The organism is Vibrio sp. Isolate22 (assembly GCF_022398115.1).
Taxonomy (GTDB): Bacteria; Pseudomonadota; Gammaproteobacteria; order Enterobacterales; family Vibrionaceae; genus Vibrio.
The window spans coordinates 1-26,049 of sequence record NZ_JAKEUW010000009.1; the positions used below are offsets into that span (position 1 = coordinate 1).

A 26,049-nucleotide genomic window follows, 5' to 3' on the forward strand; every position below is an offset into this window, starting at 1 on the left:
GGTATGGTGGGCACAAGTGCAAGAAAGTGGAATTAAGCCATTGAAAGAGTTCGCACGAAAACTGAGGCCTTATCTTCACGGTATTATTGGATCGGCAAGTTATCCGCTCAACACCTGCACATTGGAAGGGATAAACAACAAAATAAAGTTAATCAAGCGAATGGGGTATGGGTATCGAGATACAGACTACTTCTTCTTGAAGATAAAAGCGGCTTTCCCCGGAAAGCCGCGATGAACCTAAAAAAAGCCTAACGTGAAGTTAGGCTTTTTAGTCAATCATGTCTTTTTATAGCGGGATTTCTTTCAGCTATTACTGAGCAGCAGGTGCTTCAGCGTTATCAATGCTTAGTAGTTCAACTTCGAATACTAGCGTTGAGTTAGCAGGGATTGTCGGTGTATCTTGCTCACCGTATGCTAGCTCTGGCGGGATTACGAATTTGTACTTAGAACCAACTTGCATTAGTTGTACGCCTTCAGTCCAACCTGGGATTACGCGGTTCAGTGGGAATGTTGCTGGTTCGCCACGGTCGTAAGAGCTGTCGAACTGAGTACCGTCAGTTAGTGTACCTTTGTAGTGTACTTGAACGGTATCTGTGTCTTTTGGAGAAGCGCCTTCACCTTGTGTCATTACTTGGTAAAGTAGGCCAGATTCAGTTTGCTTAACGCCTTCAGTTTTAGCGAATTCAGCACGGAAGTCATCACCTGCTTTCTTAGTTGCCGCTGATTTCTCTGCCGCTTGTGCTTGCATAGTTTCAGCAACACGCTTGTCTAGAGCTTCAAGCGCTGCACGAGTTTCTTCTTCGTTAAGTGCTGTTTTCTCTGCGAATACGTCTTCAATACCTTGAAGAACCATGTCTTTGTCTAGGTTAATGCCTAGCTCGCTTGGCTTGTCAATGCTTGTGCTCAGGTAGTTTGCGAAAGATACGCCGATTGCGTATGCCGCTTTGTCATCTTCGGTTTTAAAGTTTACTGCTTCTACTTTAACTTCTTCTACTTGAGGTGCTTCTGCCTTTGGTTCTTCTTTCTGACAACCAACTGCTAGCATAACCGTTGCGGCAAGCAGTGATACTTTTAAAACTGATTTCATTGAATACTCCAATTAATGGCCAAGCCATTGGTTATTGTGCACAAATCTAATGATTAGATTGGTGTGAATACGTTAGTTATAACAATATACTAGTCATATGTCTTTCGACACAAACCGGATTATTAGAAGTGATGCAAATATTTTTCCATTCCTTGCTATGTGCAATTGTCATCACCTTGTTAAATGGATGCTTTTTCTTTCAAGACGATGAGCAGCGTTGGGAAATTGAGCCCAGCGGCGCCACCAGCTTTGCTTTAAGCAGAGATGGACGCTTCGCCCTGCTCTACTCTCAGCAGAAACAATTGCTGCTTTGGGACCTTGCCGAAAACAAAGAGTTAGCCCAACTTGGCCCTCAAGATCAGTCCGAAAACCAAGTGTCGCGTATTCGAATCTCTGACAATGGCCGCTTTGCCATTACTGCCAGCCAAATGAACTTCGCTGTTTGGGACCTATCTTGGACCCAAGCTGAAGGACTATGGTCTATCTCTGACGGCTTGATTCGCGATGTTGATATCTCTAGCAATGGTGAAAAAGTACTGCTCGGTTTATCGAATGGTAAAGCCATCTATGTGGACTTAGTCACCGGACGCCGTCTGGAGTTCCTTGCTCATAGAGAAAAAGTTAATTCCGTCGCCCTCTCTTCGAACGGTCGCTATGCGCTTTCCGGTGGTAACAACTACAAAGCCTACCTGTGGGACACCGAAACTGGCTTAGTGTTACGTACCTTTGAACATGAGCAAAGAGTCGTACGCGTGGCCTTGCAACGGGATGGCGAATTGGCCTTTACCTCTGATGGTGGCAATCAAGCGATGATTTGGGATCTTAAAACGGGTGAACCTCAAGCTCAGCTACAGAGTTGGTCGAGACAACTGATATTCTCCAGTGCCCGTTTTTCCGATGATGGCAGCCTGTTAGTGACAGGTACTCCATCCAGCCAGGTGAGTGTTTGGGATACTCAGGACGGCAAACGACTTTCACGGCACGATGCTGAGCCACTAAAAGATACTCGCCCTCCTCGTGCGGTAGTGTATGATGCAGCCTTTGATGATAAGAACCGTGTAATATCGGGCACCTCTGCGGGCATCGCCCAAGCTTGGAATGTGGATTAAGAACGATGACAGAAAAGCGAGTTGAACAGTTAGAAAGCCGCGTGAATGACTTAGAATGTCAGCTAGCTTTCCAAGAGCAAACCATTGAAGAACTCAATGAAGCGCTTAGCCAACAACAGATGTTGATCACTAAGATGCAAGACCAAATGAAATATGTAGTGGGTAAAGTGAAGAACATTGATGGTTCGAACTTAGCTGACGCATCTGAAGAGACGCCACCGCCACATTACTAATGTGCGTTGCCAATGAGCTACGACTTATTGGTCTGGTTGAAAAACAAAAGGCGACAGAGAATATCTGTCGCCTTTTGTGTATCTGATTGGGAATTTGAGTTACACCGGAGCTTGGTTAGTCATCAGCATAGATCTTCACCTCCACTCGTCCTTCAGTATCAACGCTAGCGCGGTACATGCCGGAACTGTTCATGCCGAAGTGAATATCACCTTGGCCATCAATCGCAATCAAACCACCTTCGCCACCCATGGTTTTCAGCTCACCTTGGATGATATGTTCACATGCGGTATGAACGTCTTCTTTAAGATAACGCATGCGCGCAGCCACATCACTGGCAACCATTTTTCTTAAGAAGAACTCTCCCATCCCTGTAGTCGAAACCGCAACATTACCATTCTCAGCAATAGTGCCCGCACCAATGATTGGCGAATCACCGACTCGACCGTACTTCTTGTTTGTCACACCACCAGTACTGGTCGCTGCCGCCAAGTTGCCCGCTTGGTCTAATGCCACAGCGCCAACCGTGCCGTACTTTTTGTCGTCTGGGTATTTCTCAGCTTGCTGCTCATCGTATTTCGCTTCAGATAGAGCAAATATGCCTTTCTCTTTCATCGATTGAAGCTGATCGTAACGACGCTCAGTGAAGAAGTAGTCTTGCTCACTAAAGGTATAGTCGTGTTCAAAGGCAAACTTCTCCGCCCCTTCTCCAATCAACAGTACATGGTCGCTTTTCAGCATCACATCGCGAGCTAATTCGATCGGGTTTTTAATATGGCGAACACCAGCAATAGCACCTGCATCCATTTCACGACCGTGCATCACAGACGCATCCATCTCCACAAACTCATCATGCGTAAGAACGGAGCCCTTACCAGCGTTGAAATGTGGGCTGTCTTCCATCACCTTTACCGATGCCACTACCGCATCCAAAGCATCACCGCCCGATTGCAGCACTTGGTAACCCGCCAACACTGACTTTTCTAAAGCCTCAGTAATGCCCGCTTTTAGCTCATCACTCATTTGCTCTCGCAAGATGGTTCCAGCACCACCGTGAATGGCAATTGAAAAAGGTTGCGACATGTATACTCTCCACTGACGTATTCTTGTTATCTGTCGCTATCAATATCATATCCAAAGCCCGATGTCTGATAGCAACAACAAATCTTTCACTAGCGGTCATGCTCACGCCAGAAAGCACAACCCCAATACGAAAAAAGCCTCCACAAGGGAGGCTTTCATATTCTAAAACTAAACCGTTAACTCGGTATTAGTGAGAACCACAGCTACCGCCGCCGCAGCAGCCGTCTTTTTTCTCTTCACCGTGGTCGTGGCCTTCGCCACCGCAGCAACCGCCTTCGTGATCATGGTCGTGACCGTGACCGCCGCAGCCGCCTTCTTGGTGTACGTGACCGTGTTGAATTTCTTCTTCAGTCGCTTCACGAACCGCTACTACTTCAACGTCAAACGTTAGAGTTTGGCCAGCTAGCATGTGGTTGCCATCAACAACAACTTCGTCGCCGTCTACTTCAGTTACTTCTACTGGGATTGGACCTTGGTCAGTATCCGCTAGGAAGCGCATGCCAACTTCGATTTGCTCAACACCTTGGAATACGTCAGCAGGAACACGTTGCACTAGTGCATCGTTGTGCTCACCGTAAGCGTCTTCTGGAGTAACAGTTGCAGAGAACTTGTCGCCAGCAACTTTGCCTTCAAGCTCTTTTTCAAGACCTGTAATTAGGTTGTTGTGACCGTGAAGGTAATCTAGTGGAGCTTCTGCAGTTGATTGGTCAACTACTACGCCATCTTCAAGTTTCACTTGATATGCAACACTAACTACTACGTTCTTTTCAATTTTCATGAGAGCTCCAAGGAGGTTTGGACTAAGCTCCAACAATTGAGCTTAGGAAAAATTCTGTACCCGGATATTATGGGGATCAATTATCGAAACTCAATCACTCAGGCTTAAAAATACCGATCATTTCTTGATTCGCGTGTTCAGATTTCTCTACAGTTTTCGGTTTACGTTGCTCTGAGAAGTCACAATCGACACATTCCACCAGCTCGATATTATTCTCAATCCACCAACGAAGCGTGTCTTGAGTATTGCAGCTTGGGCAGCTTGCCCCTGCGATAAAGCGTTTTTTCTGTTTCACGTTAATATCCTTTACTACTCTGGATTCGCGGTTCTCTATGCTTGATATGAAAGCGAATAGGACCGCGTTTATTATTTGGTTTCTCTTGGCAATAACTTTTGGCTCGAGCATGCATTAGATACTCGAGCCGTTCACTCTAAACAGAGGCTATTGCCAATAGTTACGAGATTGGTGGTCATTCTCCATCTCGTGTCCAAAGATCTCTTCAAGCTCTTTACGAGCCTCTTTCGCTCTTTGGGCTAACTCTGCGTCTTCATTATGCTGAGGCAATAATTCTTTCAGCATACCATTATCCAACTTCCTAAAATGTGCTTCTGCTCGCTTCGCTTTATATGGGTGCATGCCAAGTTCAGTCAGAGTTTGACGGCCAAGGTCCAGTGCTCCAAGGAAGGTTTCGCGCGAGTAATTGTTTACCCCGTGATTAAGCAATTGGTACGCTTCAACACGACTTCGTGCACGCGCCAAGATTTTAAGACGTGGAAAATGCTGCTTACACAAATCGACGGTTTTCATGATTTCATCAGGAGAGTCAGTACACAACACAATCGCTTCGGCCTTATCTGCCCCTGCTGCGCGTAACAACTCTAAGTGAGTGGAATCACCGTAAAATACCTTGTAGCCAAACTTTCTCAGGATATGGATTTGGCTAGCATCACTTTCCAAGATCGTAATACGGATCTTATTGGCGTACATCAGACGACCAATGATCTGACCAAAACGACCAAAGCCAGCAATGATCACTCGAGGGCTGCGATCAACTACATCCGAAGACATCGCATTCTCGCTGATTTGATTCAACTGGCGAGCAAAGAACTTATCTTGCAGCTTAAGCATTAGTGGCGTGGTCACCATTGAGAGACTCACCACAACTAGCAAGAACGACACTTGTTCACCACTCAAGATGCCTTGTGCACTTGCCGCTGTGAAGATAACGAAAGCAAATTCACCGCCTTGGCTAAGAATCATTGCCATGCGGCTACGTGCTTTGGCTTGAGTACCAAACATTCGAGCAAGGGCGTACAAAACCAAACCTTTTAGTACGACTAACGCAAGAACAGCGATCAGTATTGCAAACGGGCTTTCGGCCAATAACCCTAAGTTAACGGCCATACCGACTGAGATGAAGAACAGACCAAGTAGCAGTCCTTTGAATGGATCAATCGCGATTTCCAACTCATGTCGGTATTCACTCTCAGCCAGAAGTACGCCCGCTAAGAAAGTACCCAGAGCCATCGACAAGCCTATCTGCTGCATGATAACGGCAATACCAATTACCAATAGCAGAGCAGCAACGGTGAACAACTCACGCACACCACTCATGACTACATAGCGGAAAAGAGGCCTCAACAAGAAGTGACCACCGACTAGTAAGCCAACCACGCCACCTAGCATCCACAACATGTCTGCCCAGCTGCCACCGGTATTACCGGCCAGTAGCGGCAACATCGCCAACATAGGGATCACGGCAATATCTTGAAAAAGTAGAACAGCAAAACCTGACTGGCCTGCTTCTTTGCCACCAAGCTCTCGTTCTTCAATGACCCTTAAAGCGATCGCGGTCGAAGATAGAGCTAAACCCATACCTATTACTAGACTCGTTTGCCACGTTAAGCCAAACATACAGGCGATAGCGGTGATAATCAGAGTGGTAATCAGCACTTGCGCGCCACCAAGCCCGAGAATAGGCGCTCGCATCTGCCACAGTTTTTTAGGGTTAAGCTCTAAACCAATCAGGAAGAGCAGCAGCACCACCCCGAATTCGGAGAAATGCAGAATCGCTTCTACATCGCTGATTAAACCGAGCCCCCATGGGCCAATTGCCACGCCAGCTAATAGATAGCCTAATACCGAGCCTAAACCGGCGCGCTGCGCGATAGGTACCGCAACCACCGCTGCAGCTAGGAATATAACGCTACTTTGCAAAAAATCATTAGTCAGAGCCATCGTTCGCTCCTATATCTTGTAGCGGGTCTCGCAACCAGTTTCGATAAGCCTCTGCGTGTTGATAACGAGTCATGTCTGAGACATTTCGTGCCCAGTGTAAAACCAAAGGTGGAATCCAGTTCATCTGACACAAAGCGGCTGTGAGTTCGAAAGGTTGTAAAATCTCTTGTAATGGATATTTATTATAGCCTGCTGCTCCAAACGCCTCTTCTTTACCACCCGTGGTGATAACACTGCGCCAATGTTTACCTTTCAGTGCACTTTGCTCACCAAACGCAAAACCTTTACCCAAGACTCGATCAAACCACTCTTTTAGCAATGAAGGACAGGAATACATAAACAGAGGGTGTTGGAACACAATCACATCATATTCAAGGAGCAGAGAGTGCTCATACGGCACATCGATAAAGAAGTCAGGATAGATGGCATAGAGATCGTGAATTTTGACATGCCCGAGCGACTCTATTTTCTTAACCATCATCTGATTGGCAATAGAGGTTTCTGGCTCTGGGTGCGCGTAGATAACCAATACTTTGGGCACTACTTTGTCTGTCGAGGGAGTATTACTCATTCCTTTGAAGCATTCCTTTTAAGGCTAAACGGTGGCAAGGCCACAAGAATTTAAGCAAAAGTTATTAATATGTTATTGGCATCATAACGCAAATTGCATTGTGATCGACTTTTATCTGGTTTCAGCCTACTATGCAGGCGTCTGTTCACCTCTAATTTCTATGCTATTTCTATGATTACTTTCTCTGATATTCAATTGCTACGCGGCGGTAAGCCCCTCCTCGACCAAGCATCTGCGACTCTTCACCCTGGCGACAAGATTGGCTTGGTGGGTAAGAACGGCTGTGGTAAATCGACGCTGTTCGCTTTAATTAAAGACGAGCTATCGATTGATGCTGGTTCATTCAGCAAACCTGCTCATTGGGAAATGGCGTGGGTTGCTCAAGAAACACCAGCGTTAGAAAGAACAGCAATTGAATACGTGATTGATGGTGACCGTGAATATCGTGACCTTGAAGATCAGCTGCAGAAAGCTGAAATAGCCGACAACGGCACACTCGTCGCAGAGATTCACGGCAAGATAGAAACCATTGGTGGTTACAGCATTAAGGCTCGCGCAGCCGAATTGCTAGACGGCCTAGGCTTTAGCCAAGAACAAATGACGTGGAACCTGACCCAATTCTCAGGTGGTTGGCGTATGCGTTTGAACCTAGCGCAAGCCCTACTGTGCCGCAGTGACTTACTGCTGCTCGATGAGCCAACCAACCACTTGGACTTAGATGCGGTAATGTGGCTAGAGCGTTGGCTACAAAGCTACCCAGGCACACTGATTCTTATCTCGCACGATAGAGACTTCTTAGACCCTATCGTCAACCGCATCGTGCACGTAGAAAACCAAAAGTTAAATGAGTACACAGGTAACTACTCATCGTTTGAGAATCAACGAGCGCAAAAGCTGATTCTGCAACAGGCGATGTACCAGAAACAGCAAAAGCAGATGTCTCACATGCAGAGCTACATCGACCGTTTCCGTTATAAAGCTTCAAAGGCTCGCCAAGCGCAAAGCCGTATTAAAGCGCTAGAGAAAATGGAACAAGTACTGCCAGCTCAGTTTGATAACCCATTCAGCTTTGAGTTCAGAGAGCCAGACGCGCTACCCAACCCAATCATGATGATGGATGAGGTCTCTGCAGGCTACGATGACAAATTAATCCTAGAGAAGATTCGCCTTAACCTTGTTCCGGGGAGCCGTATCGGTCTACTGGGTCGTAACGGCGCAGGTAAATCGACACTTATTAAGCTGCTTTCTGGCGAACTGAAACAGCAAGGTGGCGAGCTGAGCTACTCACAAGGCGTTAAGATTGGTTACTTCGCACAGCATCAACTAGAAACGCTGCACCCAGAAGAGACACCACTGCAACACATGATGCAGATTGCGCCTAAACACACCGAACAACAGCTGCGTGATTATCTAGGTAGCTTTGGCTTCCAAGGCGAGAAAGCACTGGATAAAGTGGCTCCTTTCTCAGGTGGTGAGAAAGCACGTTTAGTATTGGCGCTGCTGGTATGGCAAAAGCCGAACCTGTTGCTACTCGATGAACCAACAAACCACTTGGATCTCGATATGCGTCAGGCGCTGACATTCGCTCTACAAACATTTGAAGGCGCGATGGTTATCGTATCGCACGACCGTTACCTACTTCGTGCAACCACTGATGACCTGTACCTTGTACACGACCGCCAAGTGGCACCGTTTGACGGCGACCTGAACGATTACTACAAGTGGCTAACCGAACAGCAAAAAGTAGAACGCAAAGAAGCACAAGCGCAGGCTCCAGCGAAAGATGGCGCCAACAGTGCTGCTGCGAAAAAAGAGCAAAAGCGTAAAGAAGCGGAGTTCCGTAAGTTAACCGCACCAACCCGTAAAAAGCTGACTCAATTTGAAAAGCAGATGGATAAACTGACGCTTGCTCTTGAAGAAGCCGAGCAACAATTATCCGACACTTCACTGTATGAAGCTGAAAATAAGGCTAAACTGAATGAAGTACTCGCTCTACAAGCGAGTAGTAAGTCACAACTTGAAGAAGTTGAAATGGATTGGATGTCCACTCAAGAAGAGCTTGAGCAGATGGAACAGGATATGGATAGCTTATGAGCTCAAAGCACGCCCCAATATCACTAACACTGGAAAGACTATGGCAATTTAGCCTTCAGTATTACAGTGTGCGCGGTGTTAAAGATGCGTGCTTAGCTTTGCAAAACCAGTTCCACGGCAACGTCAATCTACTGCTGCTCCTCAAATGGCTCGATGAGCAGCACATGTCTTTTGCAGAAGAAGAGTGGCACAAAGTACAGCAGTGCCTAAGCCGCTCCGAAACCCTACTTCATAGTTATCGAGAGTTACGTAAACACCTTAAAGAGCATGTGGTCGACTCTCTCTACCGTGAAGCCTTACAGTTTGAACTGCAACTTGAGAAGCAGCAGCAATCCGATCTTGTCGACTGTATTAACTCGCTGCAACTATTCACCAATCAACAAGCGCCACTGGCTCTGCAATATTGTCGTCTACTCGGGGCAGAAAGCCTCTATGACGCATTTTCTGAACCCGCCCCTCAGCCTTAACTCGTTTTCTTTCTCTTTTGAGTTGTTCCGGTACAAGCTTACTCTCGTATTGATATTTCGGTGCACCTAGCAAAACGCGTACTCATAGCAAGCAGAGGCCAGCTCGTACAAGTTTGATAATATTCAATCAGTTACTCACAACATGTTTTTACATTGAGTCTCGGTGAAAGGCTTGCGCTTGCACCGAGAATCAACCAAGCTCAAATAAAAACGTGGGCGCATCGCAATACTTAATACTTTTCAAAGCCCATAAAAAGCACGGACTGTTTTATGACCATATTTACCGCAGCTGCTGGTTTATCTAACCCACACTTACAAACTTTAGTGCCAAGGTTTATCAGAAAGCAGGCGTTGTTCCATCCTACATGGCAAACCTTAGAAACGCCTGATGGGGACTTCCTAGACCTTGCTTGGAGTGAATCACCAGATAACGATGAACTGACAAGCAACAAACCTATCTTCATCCTATTCCACGGATTAGAGGGCAGCTTTGAGAGCCCTTATGCCAACGGGCTGATGAATGCGTTTGCGAAAGATGGTTGGTTGTCGGTGATGATGCACTTTAGAGGTTGTAGCGGTAAACCGAATCGCCTGGCTCGCGCTTACCATTCTGGCGAAGTTGAAGACGCTCGCTTTTTCCTAAGACACCTGCACGCACAGTTTCCCAACAACCCTAAGGTGGCGGTCGGCATCTCTTTAGGCGGAAACATGCTAGCAAATTATCTGGCTGAGTATTCAGACGATCCCCTGCTATCAGCAGCAACCATAGTGTCAGCCCCTTTTGATCTGGCTTGTTGCGCGAGTCGCATTGAGAAAGGCTTTTCTAAGCTCTACAAGATGTACCTGCTCAGCTCTCTCAAATCAAACGCGCTAAAAAAGATTAACCTGCTGCAAGAGAAGCTCGACATCACCGCTGAGACAATCAAGAAGATTGATAAGTTGTATGAGTTTGATGAACGAATTACCGCGCCTCTGCACGGATTCAAGAACGCTCAAGACTATTACGCACAGTCCTCTGCTCTTCCTAAGCTCAATAAGATAAAGCTACCAACTCAGATCATCCACGCTAAAGACGATCCTTTCATGACTGATGATGTGATTCCTAAATTCGTGCTGCCAGATAACATCGATTATCGCTTGTTCCAGAAAGGGGGTCATGTGGGGTTCATTACTGGTAGTACGCTAAAACCAAGATTTTGGTTAGAAGAAGCGCTGCCTGCCTACTATGAAAGTATCCAAGGTTCAGCATAACGCTAAGCCTACTAAAGATATAAGTGAAACCTTGATAAGATAGCGCAGCCCCTAATTGGGGTTGTACTAAAAACATCACTAGACAAACTCATCAACATATCAATGAACATAAAAGAGAGAAGTATTTATGATCATCCCATGGAAAGACATCGAGCCTGATACGCTGGAAAACCTCATCAAAGAATTCGTACTGCGTGAGGGTACAGACTACGGCGACGTGGAGATCTCTCTACAAAACAAGATTGACCAAGTGAAACATCAATTAGCTTCTGGTGAGGCCAATATCGTGTTTTCCGAACTGCACGAAACCGTTGATATCCAACTCACAAAACGCTTCTAAGCTGCGCTTAACACAGAGCCGTGTTATAGTGGAAAACGATTGCTAACAAGTAAGTTACTCATAAGACAAGGGTTGTCATGTCCGCTAAACATCCAATTATTGCGGTGACGGGTTCTTCAGGAGCCGGCACCACCACTACCTCAGAAGCCTTCCGAAAAATGTTCAACATGATGGACGTGAAGGCCGCTTGGGTTGAAGGGGATAGTTTTCACCGCTTCACTCGACCAGAAATGGACGTGGAGATCCGCAAGGCACGTGAGCAAGGTAAGCACATCAGCTACTTTGGCCCACAAGCCAACGACTTCGCAGCATTAGAAGAGTTTTTCCGTAAGTACGGTAATGAAGGTACAGGTAAAGTACGTAGTTACCTACATACGTTCGATGAAGCTGTGCCTTATAATCAAATGCCAGGCACCTTCACGCCATGGCAAGATATCCCTGAAAATTCAGACGTGATGTTTTACGAAGGTCTACACGGTGGTGTGGTTGATGGTGACATTAATGTCTCTCAACACGTCGACCTGCTGATTGGCATGGTTCCTATCGTAAACCTAGAGTGGATTCAAAAGTTCGTTCGTGACACTCGCGATCGTGGCCACTCACGTGAAGCAGTAATGGACTCCATTGTTCGTTCAATGGATGATTACCTTAACTATATTACGCCGCAATTTTCGCGTACTCATATCAACTTTCAGCGTGTCCCAACCGTAGATACATCAAACCCACTTAACGCCAAAGGGATTCCAAGTTTAGATGAAAGCTTCGTTGTTATACGTTTGCGCGGCATCAAAAACGTCGATTTCCCGTATCTTTTGGCCATGATTGATGGTTCTTTCATGTCCCGTCATAACACCCTAGTGGTGCCAGGTGGCAAGATGAGTTTTGCTATGGAGCTCATTGTGAGGCCAATCCTACAACAACTCATCGAAACCGGGAAAATAGGTTAACAAAACGACATTCTGGCTGATTACTTTTCATACCGTGATCATGTGCACAATTTTGCGTAAAAAATCGTAGCTTGGTCACGATTAAAATCAAGAAATAGTACCTGAAAAAGGATACTATTCTTAAACGAAACACAAGATAGCTTGCAGCGCTCACCGAGTGCTCTTATCCTAAGAAGTCAATTCAGGCTTAGCTAAAATACGGAAAGCGGCAAGCATCCCCTGCAGAGGAAGTGAGATATTATGGTTCTAGGTAAACCTCAAACCGATCCAACATTAGAGTGGTTCCTTTCACACTGTCATATTCATAAGTACCCTTCAAAAAGTACTTTGATCCATGCTGGTGAAAAGGCAGAGACCTTGTACTACATCGTTAAAGGTTCTGTGGCAGTTCTTATTAAAGACGAAGAAGGTAAGGAAATGATTCTTTCTTACCTAAACCAAGGCGACTTCATCGGTGAGCTAGGCTTGTTCGAAGAAGACCAAGAGCGTACAGCTTGGGTTCGTGCTAAATCTCCTTGTGAAGTAGCTGAAATTTCTTTCAAGAAGTTCCGTCAACTTATCCAAGTGAACCCAGACATCCTAATGCGTCTTTCAGCGCAAATGGCAAGCCGCCTACAAGTAACTAGCCAAAAGGTTGGTGACTTAGCGTTCCTTGACGTTACAGGTCGTATCGCTCAAACGCTACTAAACCTAGCGAAACAGCCAGATGCAATGACTCACCCTGACGGCATGCAAATCAAGATCACTCGTCAAGAGATTGGCCAAATCGTTGGTTGTTCTCGTGAGACAGTAGGTCGTATCTTGAAGATGCTAGAAGAGCAGAACCTAATTTCTGCACACGGTAAGACTATCGTGGTATACGGCACTCGTTAATTTCGATTAACTGAGTCAAAAATATGAAAGCCACCAAATGCGAATTTGGTGGCTTTTTCTTTATTGAGAGAAGATACGAGATACGAGATACGAATGGAACACATGAGGCTCTCGCCTTGTAAACATTCTCGAAGCGAAGCGTATCCGAGTTTCTAGGACAAAACCCGTAATCGTATCTTTCGTTACCCGTTGGTGCTTTCGAAGATCTTGTCTGCCGATGCAGCAACAAAACCGGTATAAAGCTCACCATTGGCCATCGCATAGCGCTTAGCGAACTCATAGAAGCCACCAGGAATCATCTCATTGCCTTCCACAAATGCCACTGGCACTTTGTCTGCCATTGTTGATGATTGCTCTAATAACACCTCTGGAGAGCCTTTCACTTCACCACCAGATGCGTTAATCGTAAAGCCAGCATCACTTAGGTAGTCATTCACAGCCTGAACTTCATCAAACTTGTTCAGTTGATTGACACTAACCGTGAAGTGGTTAGCACCGTAACCGTGAGCCGCTAACCAAGAGGCGTATTCGCTCTCCTTCGCTAATAGTTGGAAATCAGCGAAGCTCAAATCCCAGAGGCGGCCACCAAATAGGAATTCATGTCCCTCTAGCTTACTTGCATCAACCTGCTCAACCAATTTGGCAACGATCTGCTGTAGTTCACTAGAACACTCTTCTACCTTCAACTCACTAATGAACACTTTCGGTTGTTTTGGATCGGGGTGTTCGTAGTGTTTAGCCACTAGCTTCTTACTTTCAAACAAGTAATCACCACACGCTTTGTAGCCTAGTTCTAGGAAAGGTTTAGCTAATGTTTCAATACCTAGAGGGGCAACATTAAAAGTACGCAGTGCAATGTGATCATTGATCAGCGCTTCATCTTCTTTTAGCAAGTGATGTACTTTCTCTGCCGACGGGCAAAGTCTATGAATGTAATCGTCCCATAGTGATTTAAAGAGTAGATCGGGCGTCATGGTGACTCCTTGTCAGAGGTTCTAGCAAGCTAGTGATTTGGATTAGAAAGGGAGAGACTGAGACACAAAGTCAGCAGCCATCAGCCTGTGACATACTTGTTCTATTATTATCTGCCGCCCAATTTTGATGCTGAGCGTGGGTAAAATAAGGAAGCGATACGCCGCTCCCTTATCTCATAACTATCGAATAAGCCTTAGCTTAATATCAATCTAAACTACAGCTCGATACCTGGGCTAAATGTGGCTGGCAGCTGAGTTTCACCACCTTCCATTGAAGCCATTGGGTAAGCACAGTAGTCCGCTGCGTAGTAAGCACTTGGACGTAAGTTGCCTGACGCACCCGGGCCACCAAATGGAGCATCACCACTTGCGCCTGTTAGCTGGCGGTTACGGTTAACAATACCCGCGCGGATATGGTCAACAAAGTATTCCCACTCAGCATCGTCGGTTGATACCAGGCCAGCAGACAGACCAAAGCGAGTGTCGTTAGCTAACTCAACCGCTTGCTCTAGCGATTGGTAACGAACCACTTGCAGCAATGGGCCGAAGTACTCTTCATCTGGTAGCTCAGCAATGTTGGTTGCATCGATAATGCCTGGAGAAACAAATGCTGCTTCGCCCGCTTTTGCCTCCACTAGGCTGATACCACCTAGAGATTGCAGGTTAGCTTGTGCCTCTAGAATAAACTTAGCGGCAGCTTCAGAAATTTGCGGCCCCATGAAAGGAGCTGGTTCAGCGAATGGCTGATCAACACGAATCTTTTGCGTCGCTGCGACCAGTTTATCGAGTAGCAGATCGCCCTTCTCGCCAACAGGAACATACAGGCGACGAGCACATGTACAACGTTGACCAGCACTGATGAACGCTGATTGAATAATGGTGTATACCGTTGCGTCTGCATCACCGTATTGGTCACTGATCACCATAGGGTTATTACCACCCATCTCTAGTGCCAGCATCTTGCCCGGTTGACCCGCGAATTGACGGTGAAGGATGTGACCCGTATTAGCACTACCCGTGAATAGCACACCATCAAGACCTTTAGCATCCGCTAATGCGATACCTGTCTCTTTAGCACCCTGCACTAGGTTGATTACACCAGCAGGAAGACCCGCTTCTTGCCATAGCTTCATCGCAAGTTCACCTGTCCAAGGTGTCTGCTCTGAAGGTTTGAATACCACAGTGTTACCCGCTAGCAATGCAGGAACAATATGACCATTAGGTAGGTGGCCCGGGAAGTTGTAAGGACCAAACACCGCCATCACGCCCAACGGACGGTGACGAAGTACAATTTGGTTACCCGCTGCTTCACGTGATGCTTCACCAGTACGGTCGTGGTAAGCACGAATAGAGATAGCGATCTTGCCCGCCATTGCGCCTGCTTCAGTGCGAGTTTCCCAAATAGGTTTGCCCGTCTCTTTTGCGATAATCTGTGCGATCTCTTCGCTATTCTCTTTTACCTTTTCCGCGAACTTCAACACGATCGCTTCACGCTCAGCAAAGCTCAGTTTTTTCCAAACTAGAAACGCTTCGCGAGCTGCTGTCACTGCAGATTCAACCTGTGCCGGTGTTGCACTATCACCCTGCCACACTACTTCGTTGTTGTATGGGCTTACTGATGTCATGGCGTCACCTTGACCTGCCACCCATTGTCCTGCTATCCACTGAGTCATACTTCTATCCTTAAAATCTTCGACAGATAATCGCCGCTCTTATTGAGCCAGCATGCGAACGAAATCGCCTTCTTTTACTTCAAGAGCGCTTGCTACTTCAGATGATAAAATCACTGTGTCGCTTGCTTGGTCATACGCACCTTTCGCGGCTACTGCACGGAAGTTTTCAAACGAGGTATTACCAATTAGGAAGTCTTTAGAGCTAGAGTGCTCTGCAATTTGAACCTGTGCTCGAACGGAGTGACGTACAGATTCGATGTTTCTTAAATCACACTCAACCGTTGGTCCCGCATCAAAGATGTCGACGTAACCACGATTAGTGAAACCTTCACGTTCCAGCAGTTTCAATGCTGGGCGAGTGTTGTCGTGCACTTGGCCAATCACCGCCTGAGCTTCTTCACTCAATAGGTTTACATAGATTGGCAGCTTCGGCATAAGATCCGCGATGAAGCCTTTCTTACCAATACCCGTTAGGTAATCGGCTAGTGTGAAATCAATCGAGAAGAAGTGCTCTTGCAACCATTTCCAGAATGGCGAGTTGCCTTCTGCATCTGATACACCACGCATCTCAGCAAAGATCGTTTTCGAGAAACGCTCTGGGTGCTCAGCCATCAGTAAAAAGCGACACTTAGACATCAGTCGACCGTTCAGGCCTTTGCGGTAATCAGGACGTAAGAACAGCGTACAAATTTCGCTGCAACCTGTGTAGTTATTACCAAACGTCAACAGTTTAACCACGTTATTCACTTTAAGGCGCTGTGAAGAGTGAACCACTTTACTGATGTGGTACGAGTAAAAAGGCACATCCCAGCCAATCGAAGCTTCGATACCTGTTGTACCAGCGACTTCGCCAGTTTCAGCGTCAAAGCCCACCATTAGGTAGCCTTCATCACCAGGTTCAGTCACGTCTGCTTTCGCAAAGCTGTATTCAGAGTGGGTAATTCGGTTAGTTAACAATTCTTCGTTAACCGGAAGAGATGTGAATCCATGACCTGATTCAACCGCACAGGTGTGCAGCGCATCGTAATCAGACAGTTTTATTGGGCGAACAACTAGCATCAATATTCCCTCCAGATGCAAAATAGGCCCAAAACCTGAAGCTTGGGCCTTTAGCAGTACGTCATGGGCTCGCTCTAGTGGCGATCATTCCTATGACGCCGCTCAGGCTAAACTAGCGTAGCGATTGCTTTGTCTAGTTTTGATAAGCCTTCTTCAATTTCTTGTTTAGTGATAACCAGTGATGGAGTAAAACGAACCACGTTTGCACCCGCAACCAGTACCATCAGACCTTGCTCGCCTGCTGCTACCAATACGTCGCGCGCACGTCCTTGCCATTCGTCATTTAGTGCAGCACCTAACAGTAAGCCTTTACCACGAATCTCACTGAAAATTTGGTATTTATCGTTAATCTTAGTTAGACCATCACGGAATAGCGCTTCGCGCTCTTTCACGCCAGCCAGAGTTTCAGGTTGACTAACTACGTCAACTACAGCTTCTGCTACCGCACACGCCAGTGGGTTACCACCGTAAGTAGAACCATGCGTACCAACCTTAAGGTGTGTTGCCAGTTCAGATGTCGTTAGCATTGCGCCGATAGGGAAACCGCCACCTAGTGACTTCGCCGTGCTTAGGATGTCTGGTGTTACACCTAGACCTTGGTAAGCATAGAAATCACCAGTACGGCCGTTACCTGTTTGTACTTCATCAAAAATCAGCAGTGCATTGTGTTTGTCACACAGTTCACGAACCGTATTAACGAACTCAGCCGTTGGAGAAATGATACCGCCCTCGCCTTGCAGAGGTTCCATCATGATTGCACAAGTGCGATCAGAGATATGCGCTTCTAGAGCCGCAATATCGTTGTAAGGCAGGTGAGTTACATCGCCTGGTTTTGGACCGAAGCCATCAGAGTAAGCCTCTTGACCACCAACGGTTACAGTAAAGAAAGTACGACCGTGGAAACCTTGTTTGAATGCAATGATTTCAGATTTCTCAGGACCGTGAACATCTGCTGCCCAACGACGAGCTAGCTTAAGTGCTGCTTCATTCGCTTCTGCTCCAGAGTTCGCAAAGAATACTTTTTCTGCAAAACATACGTCAGTTAGCTTCTTCGCTAAACGCAGTGCAGGTTCGTTAGTCATTACATTACTTAGGTGCCAAATCTTGTTTGCTTGCTCAGTAACGGCATTCACCATTGCTGGGTGACAGTGACCCAAACAGCTCACAGCAATACCACCAGCAAAGTCGATATACTCTCGGCCTTGTTGGTCCCATACGCGTGCGCCTTCCCCTTTTACCGGGATCATTTCCATTGGGTTATAACAAGGCACCATCACCTCATTAAACAGACTACGTTCTACATTATTTTCCACTGTCATCGTACATTCCTTCTCGATACCGCAAGCTTCGCAAATAAGCGTAATGATTCATAAGTGAGACGAAAAAATTTTGTCTCGCTACAATCCCGCTGCAGCATTATATTTACATTTAATTAACGTTTTCAATAGTAGATTATTCTTTAGCCATCCCTCACAACCAGCTAAACCTCACTACCTATGACTATTTATGCATCAATCAACCTGTTTTATGAAGCTTTTTTTAAGTATACGCCTATCCTGCAAAGGCAAAGCCTTACGGGCACAGCGGTATATTGGGTTCAAAAGGAAATACGGCGAATAACTTTGCATAGGCTAAAAACTTAGCCTGATGAGGAAGAAATGTTATAAAAAGTGATCGGCGTCAGAAGGATCGAGCTCGGTAAAACTCGAATTAAAACGTATAACGAAGGAGTTCGCAGGTTAAGCTCACCTATTTAGGAGAGTAAAACGCCTGCTTTAAACACTTAACGTGCTAAAAAGTTAGCCAGAAGTTGGTGCCCTTGCTCTGTTTTAATCGATTCAGGGTGGAACTGAACCGCATCAATTGGCAAGGTTTTGTGTTGATAGCCCATGATCTCATCCATACTGCCATCTTCAAGCTCTGTCCAAGAAGTCAGTTCAAAGCAATCTGGTAGTGTGCCGTTTTTCACCACAAGGGAGTGATAACGCGTGACGGTTAGTGGGTTATTCAGCCCTTGGAAAACACTCTTATCATTGTGGCGTATCGGTGAGGTTTTACCGTGCATCACTTGTCTTGCTCTCACCACTTCACCGCCAAACACCTGAGCAATGGCTTGATGGCCAAGACACACACCTAAGATAGGTAGTTTGCCAACGAAGTGTTCTATGACTTGTAGAGAGATACCCGCATCATCCGGTGTACAAGGACCCGGGGAGATAACAAGGTGACTAGGATTCAGCGCTTCAATACCCGCAATATCAATTTCATCGTTGCGTACAACTTTTACAGTTACCCCTAACTCACAGAAATACTGATATAAGTTATAGGTAAAAGAGTCGTAGTTATCGATGATAAGTAACATGGGTGAAATCGTTTGCTAAATACTAAATGATTGGGAGATATAGGGGCGGTATTGTGCAATACCCATAGCGAAAGGCAAGTGGAAACTGCATTTCACCAATAATTAAGGCCAACCTAAGTTGACCTTAATTGTTTACAGATAACTGTCAATTACCCGCATTTGGTGACGTGTACTCACTTTCACCGTTAGCAGTAAAGCTGATTTGCTTACTACTTACGACGGCGCCACATCGCTAGGCCAAACAGTGACATTAACGCGCCAAAGCCAAACGAACCACCGACTTTTAGCTCAAGAACCGCAGGATCATGATCCGATGAGCGGAAGTGGTCTTGGTACTTAGGTAGGTCGCCTTTGTACTCTTCGTTGTAGTCAAACAACGTCGATTCACCACCATTGATATGCCAATCGGTCGCATCCACCACCATGTCTTTTAAGCTCTCGCTCACCAATAAGTGGTCTAACGCACCCACTTCATCGTTGTATGAGTAGCTCCAGCTGTCTGGGTGCTTCTGCGCGACCGTATTAACATAGCCGTAGTTCTTAGTAATCACCGCACCGTTATCACCAAACTGCTCAACGCCATTAATGTAAGTGTTACGCGCCGCTTTGATCTGCTTACCGTACTTCTCTTCAGAGTAATCTGTCAGCACCAGCATTGGATCTTCCATGCCATACGAGTTCATATCACCCAGAATCACTTTGTGACCTTCAATGCTATCGAGTGCTTCGCCCAGTGCAACCGCCGCTGCAACACGGAAGTTCTCACATGAGCCTTGCTTATCAGCATCTACGCCACCTTGACCGCCTTGCTCAATAGGTGCTGCATCTTCCCAACACTTAGAACCTTTCGATTTAAAGTGGTTAATCGCTACAGTCAGTTTCTCTTTGGTGCCCTTCACCTTAAAGGTTGGCGCCAATGAGTCACGTTGGTAGTTCTTACCATCTTCAATCACCTTACCTGAGTCGTCTAACACCTCTGGTGCTTGCTGGCTTGGCATCGCGATTACACGGCTGTCTTTAAGCTTAACCACCTTCTTACGGTAGATAACACCCGTAGTAATCACATCAGTGCCGATCGAGTCCATTTCGTCGGTAACGCCATCTTCATTAGAGTCGACAGCGACAAAGGTGTAACGGTCTTTCTTATGCTCAATACGATCATTCAGTTGATTCACAAGCTGTTGAATTGCCGAACCTTCACCAAAGCCATTGTTCTCAATTTCCATCAAGCCGATGATGTCAGCATCCAAGCGAAGAATCGCGTTTACAATCTTCTCTTGTTGTACTTCAAACTCAGTGATGGTGTTTGCACCACGGTTATTACCATGCTGGTTCGCATCACCGCCAAATGGAGAGTTGAAGTAGTTCAGTACATTAAAGGTCGCAATACGTAGGTCGCCTTCATCCATATCTGGTTTGTCGGTACGCGGGTCGTTGCGAACGAAGTTTTCAGCTGTGATCTGGTTAGTCGTAATCAGGCGGTATTCACCATAGCTGTAGGTCAACACGCCTTCTAGACCAACAATAGTGTCATCAATACGGATATAGTCTTCCGTTGAGCCATCTTGGTCGATGTCGGTACGACCAAAATCTGGGTAGAAAGGAACTTGTCCATCACCCGCTTTTTGGTCAGTCTCTACGAAAAGACGACGGTCAGCATTGTCTTCTGTTTGCTGTTTCGCTGCATCAGAACCCGCTGCAAAAAGTTGGTTTGGTTGCATGTTGATACGCTCATGCGCCAAAACCATGTTGTTACGACGACCAGCGTAGTCATAACCGAAGGTACGCGTTACACGCATATCAAGAGCTTCGGTTGTTTTCACCAACATGCCTTCGTAACGCTCAAGTGTCGCCGCGAAGTTCTCATCTGTATCTAATACTTCAATGGCTGTCGCGTCTGGCGCGTCCTGCTCGCCTTGCTTTAACCATTGATTGTTTTCAACTTTAAGCTGAGTGTGGCTGTAGTATTCTTGTACTTTACCTTTAACACACACCACATCGCCTGCAGCTAATTCAGAGCTAGATTGATTGGTATGAACAAATAGACCTTCAGAAGTGCTTGGGTTGAAATCATCCTCAAGGGCTTGCAGATAGAAACCTTTGGTGAGGCCGGTAGTGACCGCGCTTACCACCCCCTTTACGAAATACTCATCGTCGGTGATGTACGGGTAGCCATCTATGAACGGCGATGTTGCGCCCTCGCCTTGGATTTCTTGAATGGTGGTAAATACTGGAGCAGCGCCGTCTTGCGTACAAGCAAAGGCTTCTGGCAGCTCAACATTATCTAGAGAACCTAGACCTTCAATACTGTCCTTCGGTAGCGATACCCATTGTGAAGCATCAAACGTCGCCGATGGGGTTTGCTCAGCACGAACTAAGGTAACATCTTTACCCCAGTCGACATCGCCCATAACGCCAACCATGTCCAACACGCTTGAGTCTGCATTCAGGATAGCCAACGGGTCATCACCATTGTGATTAGCCAATGAAGCATTAAGAATGTCAGCGACCGCTTTAATCTCATCGCTTGCACTGCTATGCGCAACAACAAGTACCTCACCAGGCGCTAAAACGTGGCCATCTAACGGTAAAGTGGCGCCCCATGATCCGTTGCCATTCGCTGATTTAGCCAGTGAATAACCATCTAAATTAATGCTGCTGTCGCCGTTATTGGCGATCTCAACCGCTTTGTTGTAGCTGCCGCCTTCCACGTATTGTGAAATAAACAAATCAGCGTGCGCGCTTGTGGTTAACAAGCTGCCAATTGCCACTGCTAGCAATGAAGGTTTGTGTAAAAGAGCCATCCGTTTCACCTGAGTTCATCGATTTATAATTACTGCCATCTATGGGCAGTCATGTATTTTGTGGTAACTATCAGGTTTATTTATGAAAGGAATAAGTCAGTTGGCAAGAAAATGAGGAACTTATCACTTTGGAATCATCAATTGTTTGGCACGCAATATATTTCCAACACAAATAGAAATGAGTAGGAATTTATAAAACCAAAACTCATTTAATAAGATATTCTGCACAACATAGATGTTACAGATGTGTTAGTCATTAAATGCGTAAATCATCAATTCAAACAGCACGATTATTGGGAAGCCTTAGCTAGCGGGCACTAAAAAGCCCAAAGTAAACGTAGTCACTTTGGGCTCAGATTTTACAGCGGAAGGTGTTGAGTCACCCTATGGGCGAGTTACAAAACCTACTGCTTCGTATGCTTTCTTCAGCGTTACTGCTGCGCGCTCAGAAGCTTTTTCTGCGCCCGCTTTCATTACTGCGTCCATGTAGGCACGATCAGCACGGATACGGTGGTATTCCGCTTGAATCGGCTCAAGCATCTCAACAATCGCGGCACCCACATCTTTCTTGAATGGGCCGTACATTTCAACACCTTGGTACTGCGCTTCGATCTCTTCGAATGTTTTACCTGTTGCTGCCGAGTAAAGACCCATCAGGTTAGAGATACCCGCTTTGTTTTCCCAGTCATGAGCAATACGTGGTGGTGTTTCTGCATCCGTTTGCGCTTTGTTGATCTTCTTGATGATCGACTTAGGCTCTTCTAGCAGAGTAATCACGTTCTTACGGTTGTCGTCCGACTTAGACATCTTCTTCGTCGCATCTTGTAGGCTCATTACACGTGCATTCACTGTTGGGATGTACGGTTCTGGCACTTCGAAGATTGGTTGCTCTGGCGAGTAGATGTTGTTGAAGCGAGTTGCGATATCACGCGCTAACTCTAGGTGTTGTTTCTGGTCGCTACCTACTGGCACTTGGTGAGCACCGTAAAGCAGGATGTCTGCAGCCATCAACACTGGGTAATCAAACAGACCTACGTTTACGTCGTTTGAGTGACGTGCAGATTTGTCTTTAAACTGAGTCATACGGCTCAGTTCACCCATTTGTGTGTAACAGTTAAGAAGCCAACCAAGTTGAGCATGCTCAGGTACGTGAGACTGAACAAATAGCGTGCTCTTCTTTGGATCAACACCGACAGCAAGACAGATTGCTAGTGCGTCTAGAGTCGCTTCATGCAGTGCTTTCGGATCTTGGCGAACCGTAATTGCGTGAAGGTCTACCACACAGTATTGGCAATCGTAGTCATCTTGCATCTGTTGCCATTGACGTAGAGCACCCAAGTAGTTACCGATACTTAGTTCACCAGATGGTTGAACACCACTCAATACGATGGGCTTGCTCATGGTTTTAATTCCTTTGCTTATTCGCTAAGTCAATTGATGGCTTAGCTTCTTAACTTAAATATAGAAAAGCCGCACAGCTCTTTCTGCGCGGCTCATCCAGTGTACTCATTGATAAGTATTTTGCTAGTGGGTTAGCTAACTTTTGTCCGCTTTATGCAGAAACTAGAACGACATCGAGCAATTGCGCGACATTATCTGCCACATAGTCAGGGTTTGATGCTGAAATAGGCTCACCGTGGTTGTAGCCGTAAGTCAGGCCAAACGAGTGACACCCCGCGTTCTTTGCCGCTTTAATATCGTTGCTTGAGTCGCCAACCATTAGCATCTCTTCTGCTTTCACATTGTGCTTTTCTAGCAACCAGTTTAGCGCTACTGGGTTCGGTTTTTTCTCTGGGAAAGAGTCACCGCCAAGTACATCTACAAAGTACTTATCGATACCGTGTTGCGCTAGCACGTCTGGCACAAACTTCGATGGCTTGTTAGTTACCAATGCCATAGTAAAGCCCGCTTTGTGCAGCTCTGCCAGCGTCTCTTTTACTGATGGGTAAAGGTGGCTCAGCTTATGACCACCCTCCTCGTAGAAGTCATCAAACAAGATACGCGCTTTTTTCAGTAGCTCTGGCTCTAAGCTTGGGTCCACAGTTAGGTTGCGGCTTAATGAACGACCGATAAGCACGTCAGCACCGTTACCTACATAATCACGAACTTGTTCTTCACTCACTGAAGGGAAGCCTAGCTCCTGACAAGCTTGGTCAGCAGCTACTGCCAAATCAGGCACGCTGTCTAACAAGGTTCCATCCAAATCAAAGGCGATCAGTTTTATTGAGCTTAATGACATCTTACTTTCCTATTAATTATATTCGTCTCATGTGTTGAGCTATAAGACGTAAAAAAGGGGCTAATCAGCCCCCTTAATCTAAATTTTTTGATTTTAGGTCAACTGACCCTAGTTCTACTTTTATGCGTTTACTTTTGCAAGCTCTGCACGCATCTCATCAATCACTTCTTTGTAATCTGGTTGATTGAAGATAGCTGAGCCAGCAACGAACATATCTGCGCCCGCTTCTGCGATTTCACGAATATTATCAACCTTTACACCACCGTCGATCTCTAGGCGAATATCACGACCAGACTCGTCAATCAGCTTACGAACTGCGCGCAGCTTATCAAGCGTGTGAGGAATGAAAGATTGGCCGCCGAAACCTGGGTTCACAGACATCAATAGAATCATGTCTACTTTGTCCATGATGTAATCTAGGCAAGATAGTGGTGTTGCAGGGTTTAGAACCACGCCCGCTTTACAGCCGTGCTCTTTGATCAGCTGGAGAGTGCGATCGATGTGCTCTGATGCTTCTACGTGGAAGGTAATCATCGATGCGCCAGCTTTTGCAAACTCAGGCACGATGTTATCAACCGGCTTCACCATTAGGTGAACATCGATTGGAGCAGTAATACCGTAGTCACGTAGTGCTTTACAGATAGGCGCGCCAAAAGTCAGGTTAGGTACGTAGTGGTTATCCATCACATCAAAGTGCACAACGTCGGCACCGGCTGCGAGTACTTTTTCAACGTCTTCACCAAGACGAGCAAAATCTGCAGACAAAATTGATGGAGCGATTAGAAAATCTTTCATACCAAACCTCTTAAGAGTAAGTAAATTGCGAGTTCACCGCCTTGGTGGCACCTCATACGCATACAAGATTCAACCCCAAGACTATTTGGTGTGCAATTCTACCTAAGCACCTAGGCAGATCCTAGCAGTTCGAAAGATTAGTTTAAGAAAGTACCTGTTGGTCACTCAATTTGAGGGGATCGAGGTTATTCTGCTGCAGCGTGTTGCTGGTTTTTATCTTGATGGAACAGCGCCAATAGCTCATCCACTTTATTACGACCAGCACCATTACGACTGATGGTGCGTTTCACCTTCACCACGTTCAATTCTGCACCATGATACAAGCGACGCGTTAATGTCGTGTCGTGGTTAGAAATCAACACAGGGATGCCGCGTTCTGTCGCCGCTTTTTCAGCAACGTCAGCCAGTGCTGCTTGATCATCTAAGCTGAAGCCATTACCTGCGTAAGAGGTAAAGTTAGCGGTATTTGAGAGCGGTGCGTACGGAGGATCGCAGTAAACCACGCAACCTTTACGGGCACGGCTAAAAGTCTCATGGTATCCCTCACACACGAAGGTGGCCTTTTTCGCTTTTTCAGCAAAAAATTCCAGCTCAGCTTCTGGGAAGTAAGGCTTTTTGTAAGAACCAAACGGAACGTTAAAACCGCCTTTCTTGTTGTAGCGACACAGGCCATTGAAGCCAAATCGGTTCATGTACAAGAAAGCAAGTGAGCGATACATAACATTGTCAGTATCGTTGAACTGAGCTCGGATATCTAAGAAGGCTTCTTTGCGGTTGTTCTCAGGGCAGAACCAGCGCTTTGCTTCCGCAATGTAGGTCTCAGGGTCGGTTTTAAGTAGGTTGTACAGGTTGATAAGATCGGGATTGATATCAGCCAGCAGGTACTGTTCGTAGTCCGTGTTCAAAAACACAGAACCAGCACCAACAAATGGTTCTACCAATTTACGAGCAGGTGGCAGGTGACGTTGGATGTCTTCAACTAGGCCATATTTACCACCAGCCCATTTTAGAAAGGCACGCTGCTTTTTCATTTACTGCTCTATCTATCAACACAAAAATACGGCTGCGGAATG

25 protein-coding genes are annotated in these 26,049 nt (G+C 46.2%); 9 read left to right on the forward strand and 16 right to left on the reverse strand.

The features are described from left to right. The coding region (locus tag L1D55_RS07445; protein ID WP_239917017.1) for a transposase at nucleotides 1–235 on the forward strand (235 nt) is incomplete at its 5' end. 75 nt (nucleotides 236–310) lie between these two features. Here the strand turns inward: L1D55_RS07445 and fkpA are convergent. After that, nucleotides 311–1,087 carry an FKBP-type peptidyl-prolyl cis-trans isomerase gene (fkpA, locus tag L1D55_RS07450; RefSeq protein ID WP_102425866.1) on the reverse strand — a complete coding sequence of 259 codons (777 nt, stop codon included), beginning with the start codon at nucleotides 1,085–1,087 and terminating at the stop codon, nucleotides 311–313. Nucleotides 1,088–1,218: 131 nt separating this feature from the next. Between fkpA and L1D55_RS07455 the strand changes: the two genes are divergently transcribed. Together L1D55_RS07455 and L1D55_RS07460 are read left to right on the forward strand one after the other, a co-directional pair. Next, nucleotides 1,219–2,196 carry a PQQ-binding-like beta-propeller repeat protein gene (locus tag L1D55_RS07455; RefSeq protein ID WP_239917063.1) on the forward strand — a complete coding sequence of 326 codons (978 nt, stop codon included), beginning with the start codon at nucleotides 1,219–1,221 and terminating at the stop codon, nucleotides 2,194–2,196. Nucleotides 2,197–2,201: 5 nt separating this feature from the next. Next, nucleotides 2,202–2,429, forward strand: a complete 228-nt coding sequence (locus L1D55_RS07460; RefSeq protein WP_004737187.1) for a SlyX family protein — start codon at nucleotides 2,202–2,204, stop codon at nucleotides 2,427–2,429. Between the two features lie 115 nt (nucleotides 2,430–2,544). Here the strand turns inward: L1D55_RS07460 and L1D55_RS07465 are convergent, their stop codons facing one another. The 5 genes from L1D55_RS07465 to kefG all read right to left on the reverse strand — a co-directional run bounded on the left by L1D55_RS07465 (nucleotide 2,545) and on the right by kefG (nucleotide 7,098). Continuing rightward, the gene (locus L1D55_RS07465) at nucleotides 2,545–3,510 is read right to left on the reverse strand and encodes an isoaspartyl peptidase/L-asparaginase (protein WP_239917018.1); all 966 of its coding nucleotides are present in this window, start codon (nucleotides 3,508–3,510) and stop codon (nucleotides 2,545–2,547) included. A 187-nt stretch (nucleotides 3,511–3,697) separates the two neighbouring features. After that, nucleotides 3,698–4,288 carry a peptidylprolyl isomerase gene (gene slyD, locus L1D55_RS07470; RefSeq protein WP_004737185.1) on the reverse strand — a complete coding sequence of 197 codons (591 nt, stop codon included), beginning with the start codon at nucleotides 4,286–4,288 and terminating at the stop codon, nucleotides 3,698–3,700. A gap of 94 nt (nucleotides 4,289–4,382) precedes the next feature. Then, complete coding sequence (locus L1D55_RS07475) at nucleotides 4,383–4,583, reverse strand: YheV family putative zinc ribbon protein (RefSeq protein ID WP_004737184.1); 201 nt, start codon at nucleotides 4,581–4,583, stop codon at nucleotides 4,383–4,385. Nucleotides 4,584–4,730: 147 nt separating this feature from the next. After that, nucleotides 4,731–6,527 (reverse strand): glutathione-regulated potassium-efflux system protein KefB, encoded by a 1,797-nt coding sequence (kefB, locus tag L1D55_RS07480; RefSeq protein ID WP_239917019.1) that lies wholly within the window; start codon nucleotides 6,525–6,527, stop codon nucleotides 4,731–4,733. Then, on the reverse strand, nucleotides 6,514–7,098 hold the full coding sequence (kefG, locus tag L1D55_RS07485; RefSeq protein WP_128159240.1) for a glutathione-regulated potassium-efflux system ancillary protein KefG: 585 nt from the start codon (nucleotides 7,096–7,098) through the stop codon (nucleotides 6,514–6,516). Before kefG ends, kefB begins: the two co-directional genes overlap by 14 nt. Nucleotides 7,099–7,269: 171 nt before the next feature. Here kefG and L1D55_RS07490 point away from each other — a divergent pair, with 171 nt between their 5' ends. From L1D55_RS07490 to crp, 6 genes are all read left to right on the forward strand, one after another. Further along, nucleotides 7,270–9,192, forward strand: a complete 1,923-nt coding sequence (locus L1D55_RS07490; protein ID WP_239917020.1) for an ABC transporter ATP-binding protein — start codon at nucleotides 7,270–7,272, stop codon at nucleotides 9,190–9,192. Continuing rightward, nucleotides 9,189–9,659: a TIGR02444 family protein gene (locus L1D55_RS07495; protein ID WP_239917021.1), complete on the forward strand. Its 471-nt coding sequence runs from the start codon at nucleotides 9,189–9,191 to the stop codon at nucleotides 9,657–9,659. Before L1D55_RS07490 ends, L1D55_RS07495 begins: the two co-directional genes overlap by 4 nt. A 270-nt stretch (nucleotides 9,660–9,929) precedes the next feature. Further along, nucleotides 9,930–10,910: a hydrolase gene (locus tag L1D55_RS07500; RefSeq protein WP_239917022.1), complete on the forward strand. Its 981-nt coding sequence runs from the start codon at nucleotides 9,930–9,932 to the stop codon at nucleotides 10,908–10,910. A gap of 127 nt (nucleotides 10,911–11,037) precedes the next feature. Next, a complete protein-coding gene (locus L1D55_RS07505; RefSeq protein ID WP_004737179.1) occupies nucleotides 11,038–11,250 on the forward strand; it encodes a YheU family protein in 213 nt (70 codons plus the stop codon). A 77-nt stretch (nucleotides 11,251–11,327) separates the two neighbouring features. After that, complete coding sequence (locus tag L1D55_RS07510; RefSeq protein WP_004737178.1) at nucleotides 11,328–12,197, forward strand: phosphoribulokinase; 870 nt, start codon at nucleotides 11,328–11,330, stop codon at nucleotides 12,195–12,197. A 240-nt stretch (nucleotides 12,198–12,437) separates the two neighbouring features. Continuing rightward, nucleotides 12,438–13,070 (forward strand): cAMP-activated global transcriptional regulator CRP, encoded by a 633-nt coding sequence (crp, locus tag L1D55_RS07515; protein WP_004410522.1) that lies wholly within the window; start codon nucleotides 12,438–12,440, stop codon nucleotides 13,068–13,070. Between the two features lie 182 nt (nucleotides 13,071–13,252). On the opposite strand, the gene L1D55_RS07520 is transcribed toward crp, so the two are convergent. The 10 genes from L1D55_RS07520 to L1D55_RS07565 form a co-directional block, all read right to left on the reverse strand. Beyond that, nucleotides 13,253–14,044, reverse strand: a complete 792-nt coding sequence (locus L1D55_RS07520; protein ID WP_239917023.1) for a DUF1338 domain-containing protein — start codon at nucleotides 14,042–14,044, stop codon at nucleotides 13,253–13,255. Between the two features lie 215 nt (nucleotides 14,045–14,259). Beyond that, nucleotides 14,260–15,717 (reverse strand): succinylglutamate-semialdehyde dehydrogenase, encoded by a 1,458-nt coding sequence (gene astD, locus L1D55_RS07525; protein ID WP_239917024.1) that lies wholly within the window; start codon nucleotides 15,715–15,717, stop codon nucleotides 14,260–14,262. A gap of 39 nt (nucleotides 15,718–15,756) precedes the next feature. Beyond that, nucleotides 15,757–16,776 (reverse strand): arginine N-succinyltransferase, encoded by a 1,020-nt coding sequence (astA, locus tag L1D55_RS07530; protein WP_004737175.1) that lies wholly within the window; start codon nucleotides 16,774–16,776, stop codon nucleotides 15,757–15,759. Nucleotides 16,777–16,883: 107 nt separating this feature from the next. Then, nucleotides 16,884–18,095 (reverse strand): aspartate aminotransferase family protein, encoded by a 1,212-nt coding sequence (locus L1D55_RS07535; protein ID WP_102425084.1) that lies wholly within the window; start codon nucleotides 18,093–18,095, stop codon nucleotides 16,884–16,886. 464 nt (nucleotides 18,096–18,559) lie between these two features. Further along, a complete protein-coding gene (locus tag L1D55_RS07540; protein WP_239917025.1) occupies nucleotides 18,560–19,138 on the reverse strand; it encodes an aminodeoxychorismate/anthranilate synthase component II in 579 nt (192 codons plus the stop codon). A 209-nt stretch (nucleotides 19,139–19,347) separates the two neighbouring features. Continuing rightward, nucleotides 19,348–21,942, reverse strand: coding sequence for an ExeM/NucH family extracellular endonuclease (locus L1D55_RS07545; protein ID WP_239917026.1), 2,595 nt, complete (start codon nucleotides 21,940–21,942; stop codon nucleotides 19,348–19,350). 384 nt (nucleotides 21,943–22,326) lie between these two features. After that, nucleotides 22,327–23,343 (reverse strand): tryptophan--tRNA ligase, encoded by a 1,017-nt coding sequence (trpS, locus tag L1D55_RS07550; protein WP_004737171.1) that lies wholly within the window; start codon nucleotides 23,341–23,343, stop codon nucleotides 22,327–22,329. 151 nt (nucleotides 23,344–23,494) lie between these two features. Beyond that, nucleotides 23,495–24,181: a phosphoglycolate phosphatase gene (locus tag L1D55_RS07555; RefSeq protein ID WP_239917027.1), complete on the reverse strand. Its 687-nt coding sequence runs from the start codon at nucleotides 24,179–24,181 to the stop codon at nucleotides 23,495–23,497. A gap of 120 nt (nucleotides 24,182–24,301) precedes the next feature. Beyond that, nucleotides 24,302–24,976 carry a ribulose-phosphate 3-epimerase gene (rpe, locus tag L1D55_RS07560; RefSeq protein ID WP_008222304.1) on the reverse strand — a complete coding sequence of 225 codons (675 nt, stop codon included), beginning with the start codon at nucleotides 24,974–24,976 and terminating at the stop codon, nucleotides 24,302–24,304. Between the two features lie 185 nt (nucleotides 24,977–25,161). Further along, the gene (locus tag L1D55_RS07565) at nucleotides 25,162–26,007 is read right to left on the reverse strand and encodes a Dam family site-specific DNA-(adenine-N6)-methyltransferase (RefSeq protein WP_004737168.1); all 846 of its coding nucleotides are present in this window, start codon (nucleotides 26,005–26,007) and stop codon (nucleotides 25,162–25,164) included. Nucleotides 26,008–26,049: the final 42 nt, after the last annotated feature.

Excerpts from the sequence above, each read along its gene's own strand:
- L1D55_RS07565 (WP_004737168.1), bottom strand. The coding sequence starts at position 26,007 with ATGAAAAAGCAGCGTGCCTTTCTAAAATGGGCTGGTGGTAAATATGGC.
- L1D55_RS07505 (WP_004737179.1), top strand. The coding sequence starts at position 11,038 with ATGATCATCCCATGGAAAGACATCGAGCCTGATACGCTGGAAAACCTC.
- L1D55_RS07555 (WP_239917027.1), bottom strand. The coding sequence starts at position 24,181 with ATGTCATTAAGCTCAATAAAACTGATCGCCTTTGATTTGGATGGAACC.
- rpe (WP_008222304.1), bottom strand. The coding sequence starts at position 24,976 with ATGAAAGATTTTCTAATCGCTCCATCAATTTTGTCTGCAGATTTTGCT.
- astA (WP_004737175.1), bottom strand. The coding sequence starts at position 16,776 with ATGCTAGTTGTTCGCCCAATAAAACTGTCTGATTACGATGCGCTGCAC.
- trpS (WP_004737171.1), bottom strand. The coding sequence starts at position 23,343 with ATGAGCAAGCCCATCGTATTGAGTGGTGTTCAACCATCTGGTGAACTA.
- L1D55_RS07510 (WP_004737178.1), top strand. The coding sequence starts at position 11,328 with ATGTCCGCTAAACATCCAATTATTGCGGTGACGGGTTCTTCAGGAGCC.
- L1D55_RS07500 (WP_239917022.1), top strand. The coding sequence starts at position 9,930 with ATGACCATATTTACCGCAGCTGCTGGTTTATCTAACCCACACTTACAA.
- kefB (WP_239917019.1), bottom strand. The coding sequence starts at position 6,527 with ATGGCTCTGACTAATGATTTTTTGCAAAGTAGCGTTATATTCCTAGCT.
- fkpA (WP_102425866.1), bottom strand. The coding sequence starts at position 1,087 with ATGAAATCAGTTTTAAAAGTATCACTGCTTGCCGCAACGGTTATGCTA.
- L1D55_RS07535 (WP_102425084.1), bottom strand. The coding sequence starts at position 18,095 with ATGACAGTGGAAAATAATGTAGAACGTAGTCTGTTTAATGAGGTGATG.
- kefG (WP_128159240.1), bottom strand. The coding sequence starts at position 7,098 with ATGAGTAATACTCCCTCGACAGACAAAGTAGTGCCCAAAGTATTGGTT.
- L1D55_RS07520 (WP_239917023.1), bottom strand. The coding sequence starts at position 14,044 with ATGACGCCCGATCTACTCTTTAAATCACTATGGGACGATTACATTCAT.
- crp (WP_004410522.1), top strand. The coding sequence starts at position 12,438 with ATGGTTCTAGGTAAACCTCAAACCGATCCAACATTAGAGTGGTTCCTT.
- L1D55_RS07455 (WP_239917063.1), top strand. The coding sequence starts at position 1,219 with ATGCAAATATTTTTCCATTCCTTGCTATGTGCAATTGTCATCACCTTG.
- L1D55_RS07545 (WP_239917026.1), bottom strand. The coding sequence starts at position 21,942 with ATGGCTCTTTTACACAAACCTTCATTGCTAGCAGTGGCAATTGGCAGC.
- L1D55_RS07540 (WP_239917025.1), bottom strand. The coding sequence starts at position 19,138 with ATGTTACTTATCATCGATAACTACGACTCTTTTACCTATAACTTATAT.
- L1D55_RS07490 (WP_239917020.1), top strand. The coding sequence starts at position 7,270 with ATGATTACTTTCTCTGATATTCAATTGCTACGCGGCGGTAAGCCCCTC.
- L1D55_RS07460 (WP_004737187.1), top strand. The coding sequence starts at position 2,202 with ATGACAGAAAAGCGAGTTGAACAGTTAGAAAGCCGCGTGAATGACTTA.
- astD (WP_239917024.1), bottom strand. The coding sequence starts at position 15,717 with ATGACTCAGTGGATAGCAGGACAATGGGTGGCAGGTCAAGGTGACGCC.
- L1D55_RS07495 (WP_239917021.1), top strand. The coding sequence starts at position 9,189 with ATGAGCTCAAAGCACGCCCCAATATCACTAACACTGGAAAGACTATGG.
- L1D55_RS07465 (WP_239917018.1), bottom strand. The coding sequence starts at position 3,510 with ATGTCGCAACCTTTTTCAATTGCCATTCACGGTGGTGCTGGAACCATC.
- slyD (WP_004737185.1), bottom strand. The coding sequence starts at position 4,288 with ATGAAAATTGAAAAGAACGTAGTAGTTAGTGTTGCATATCAAGTGAAA.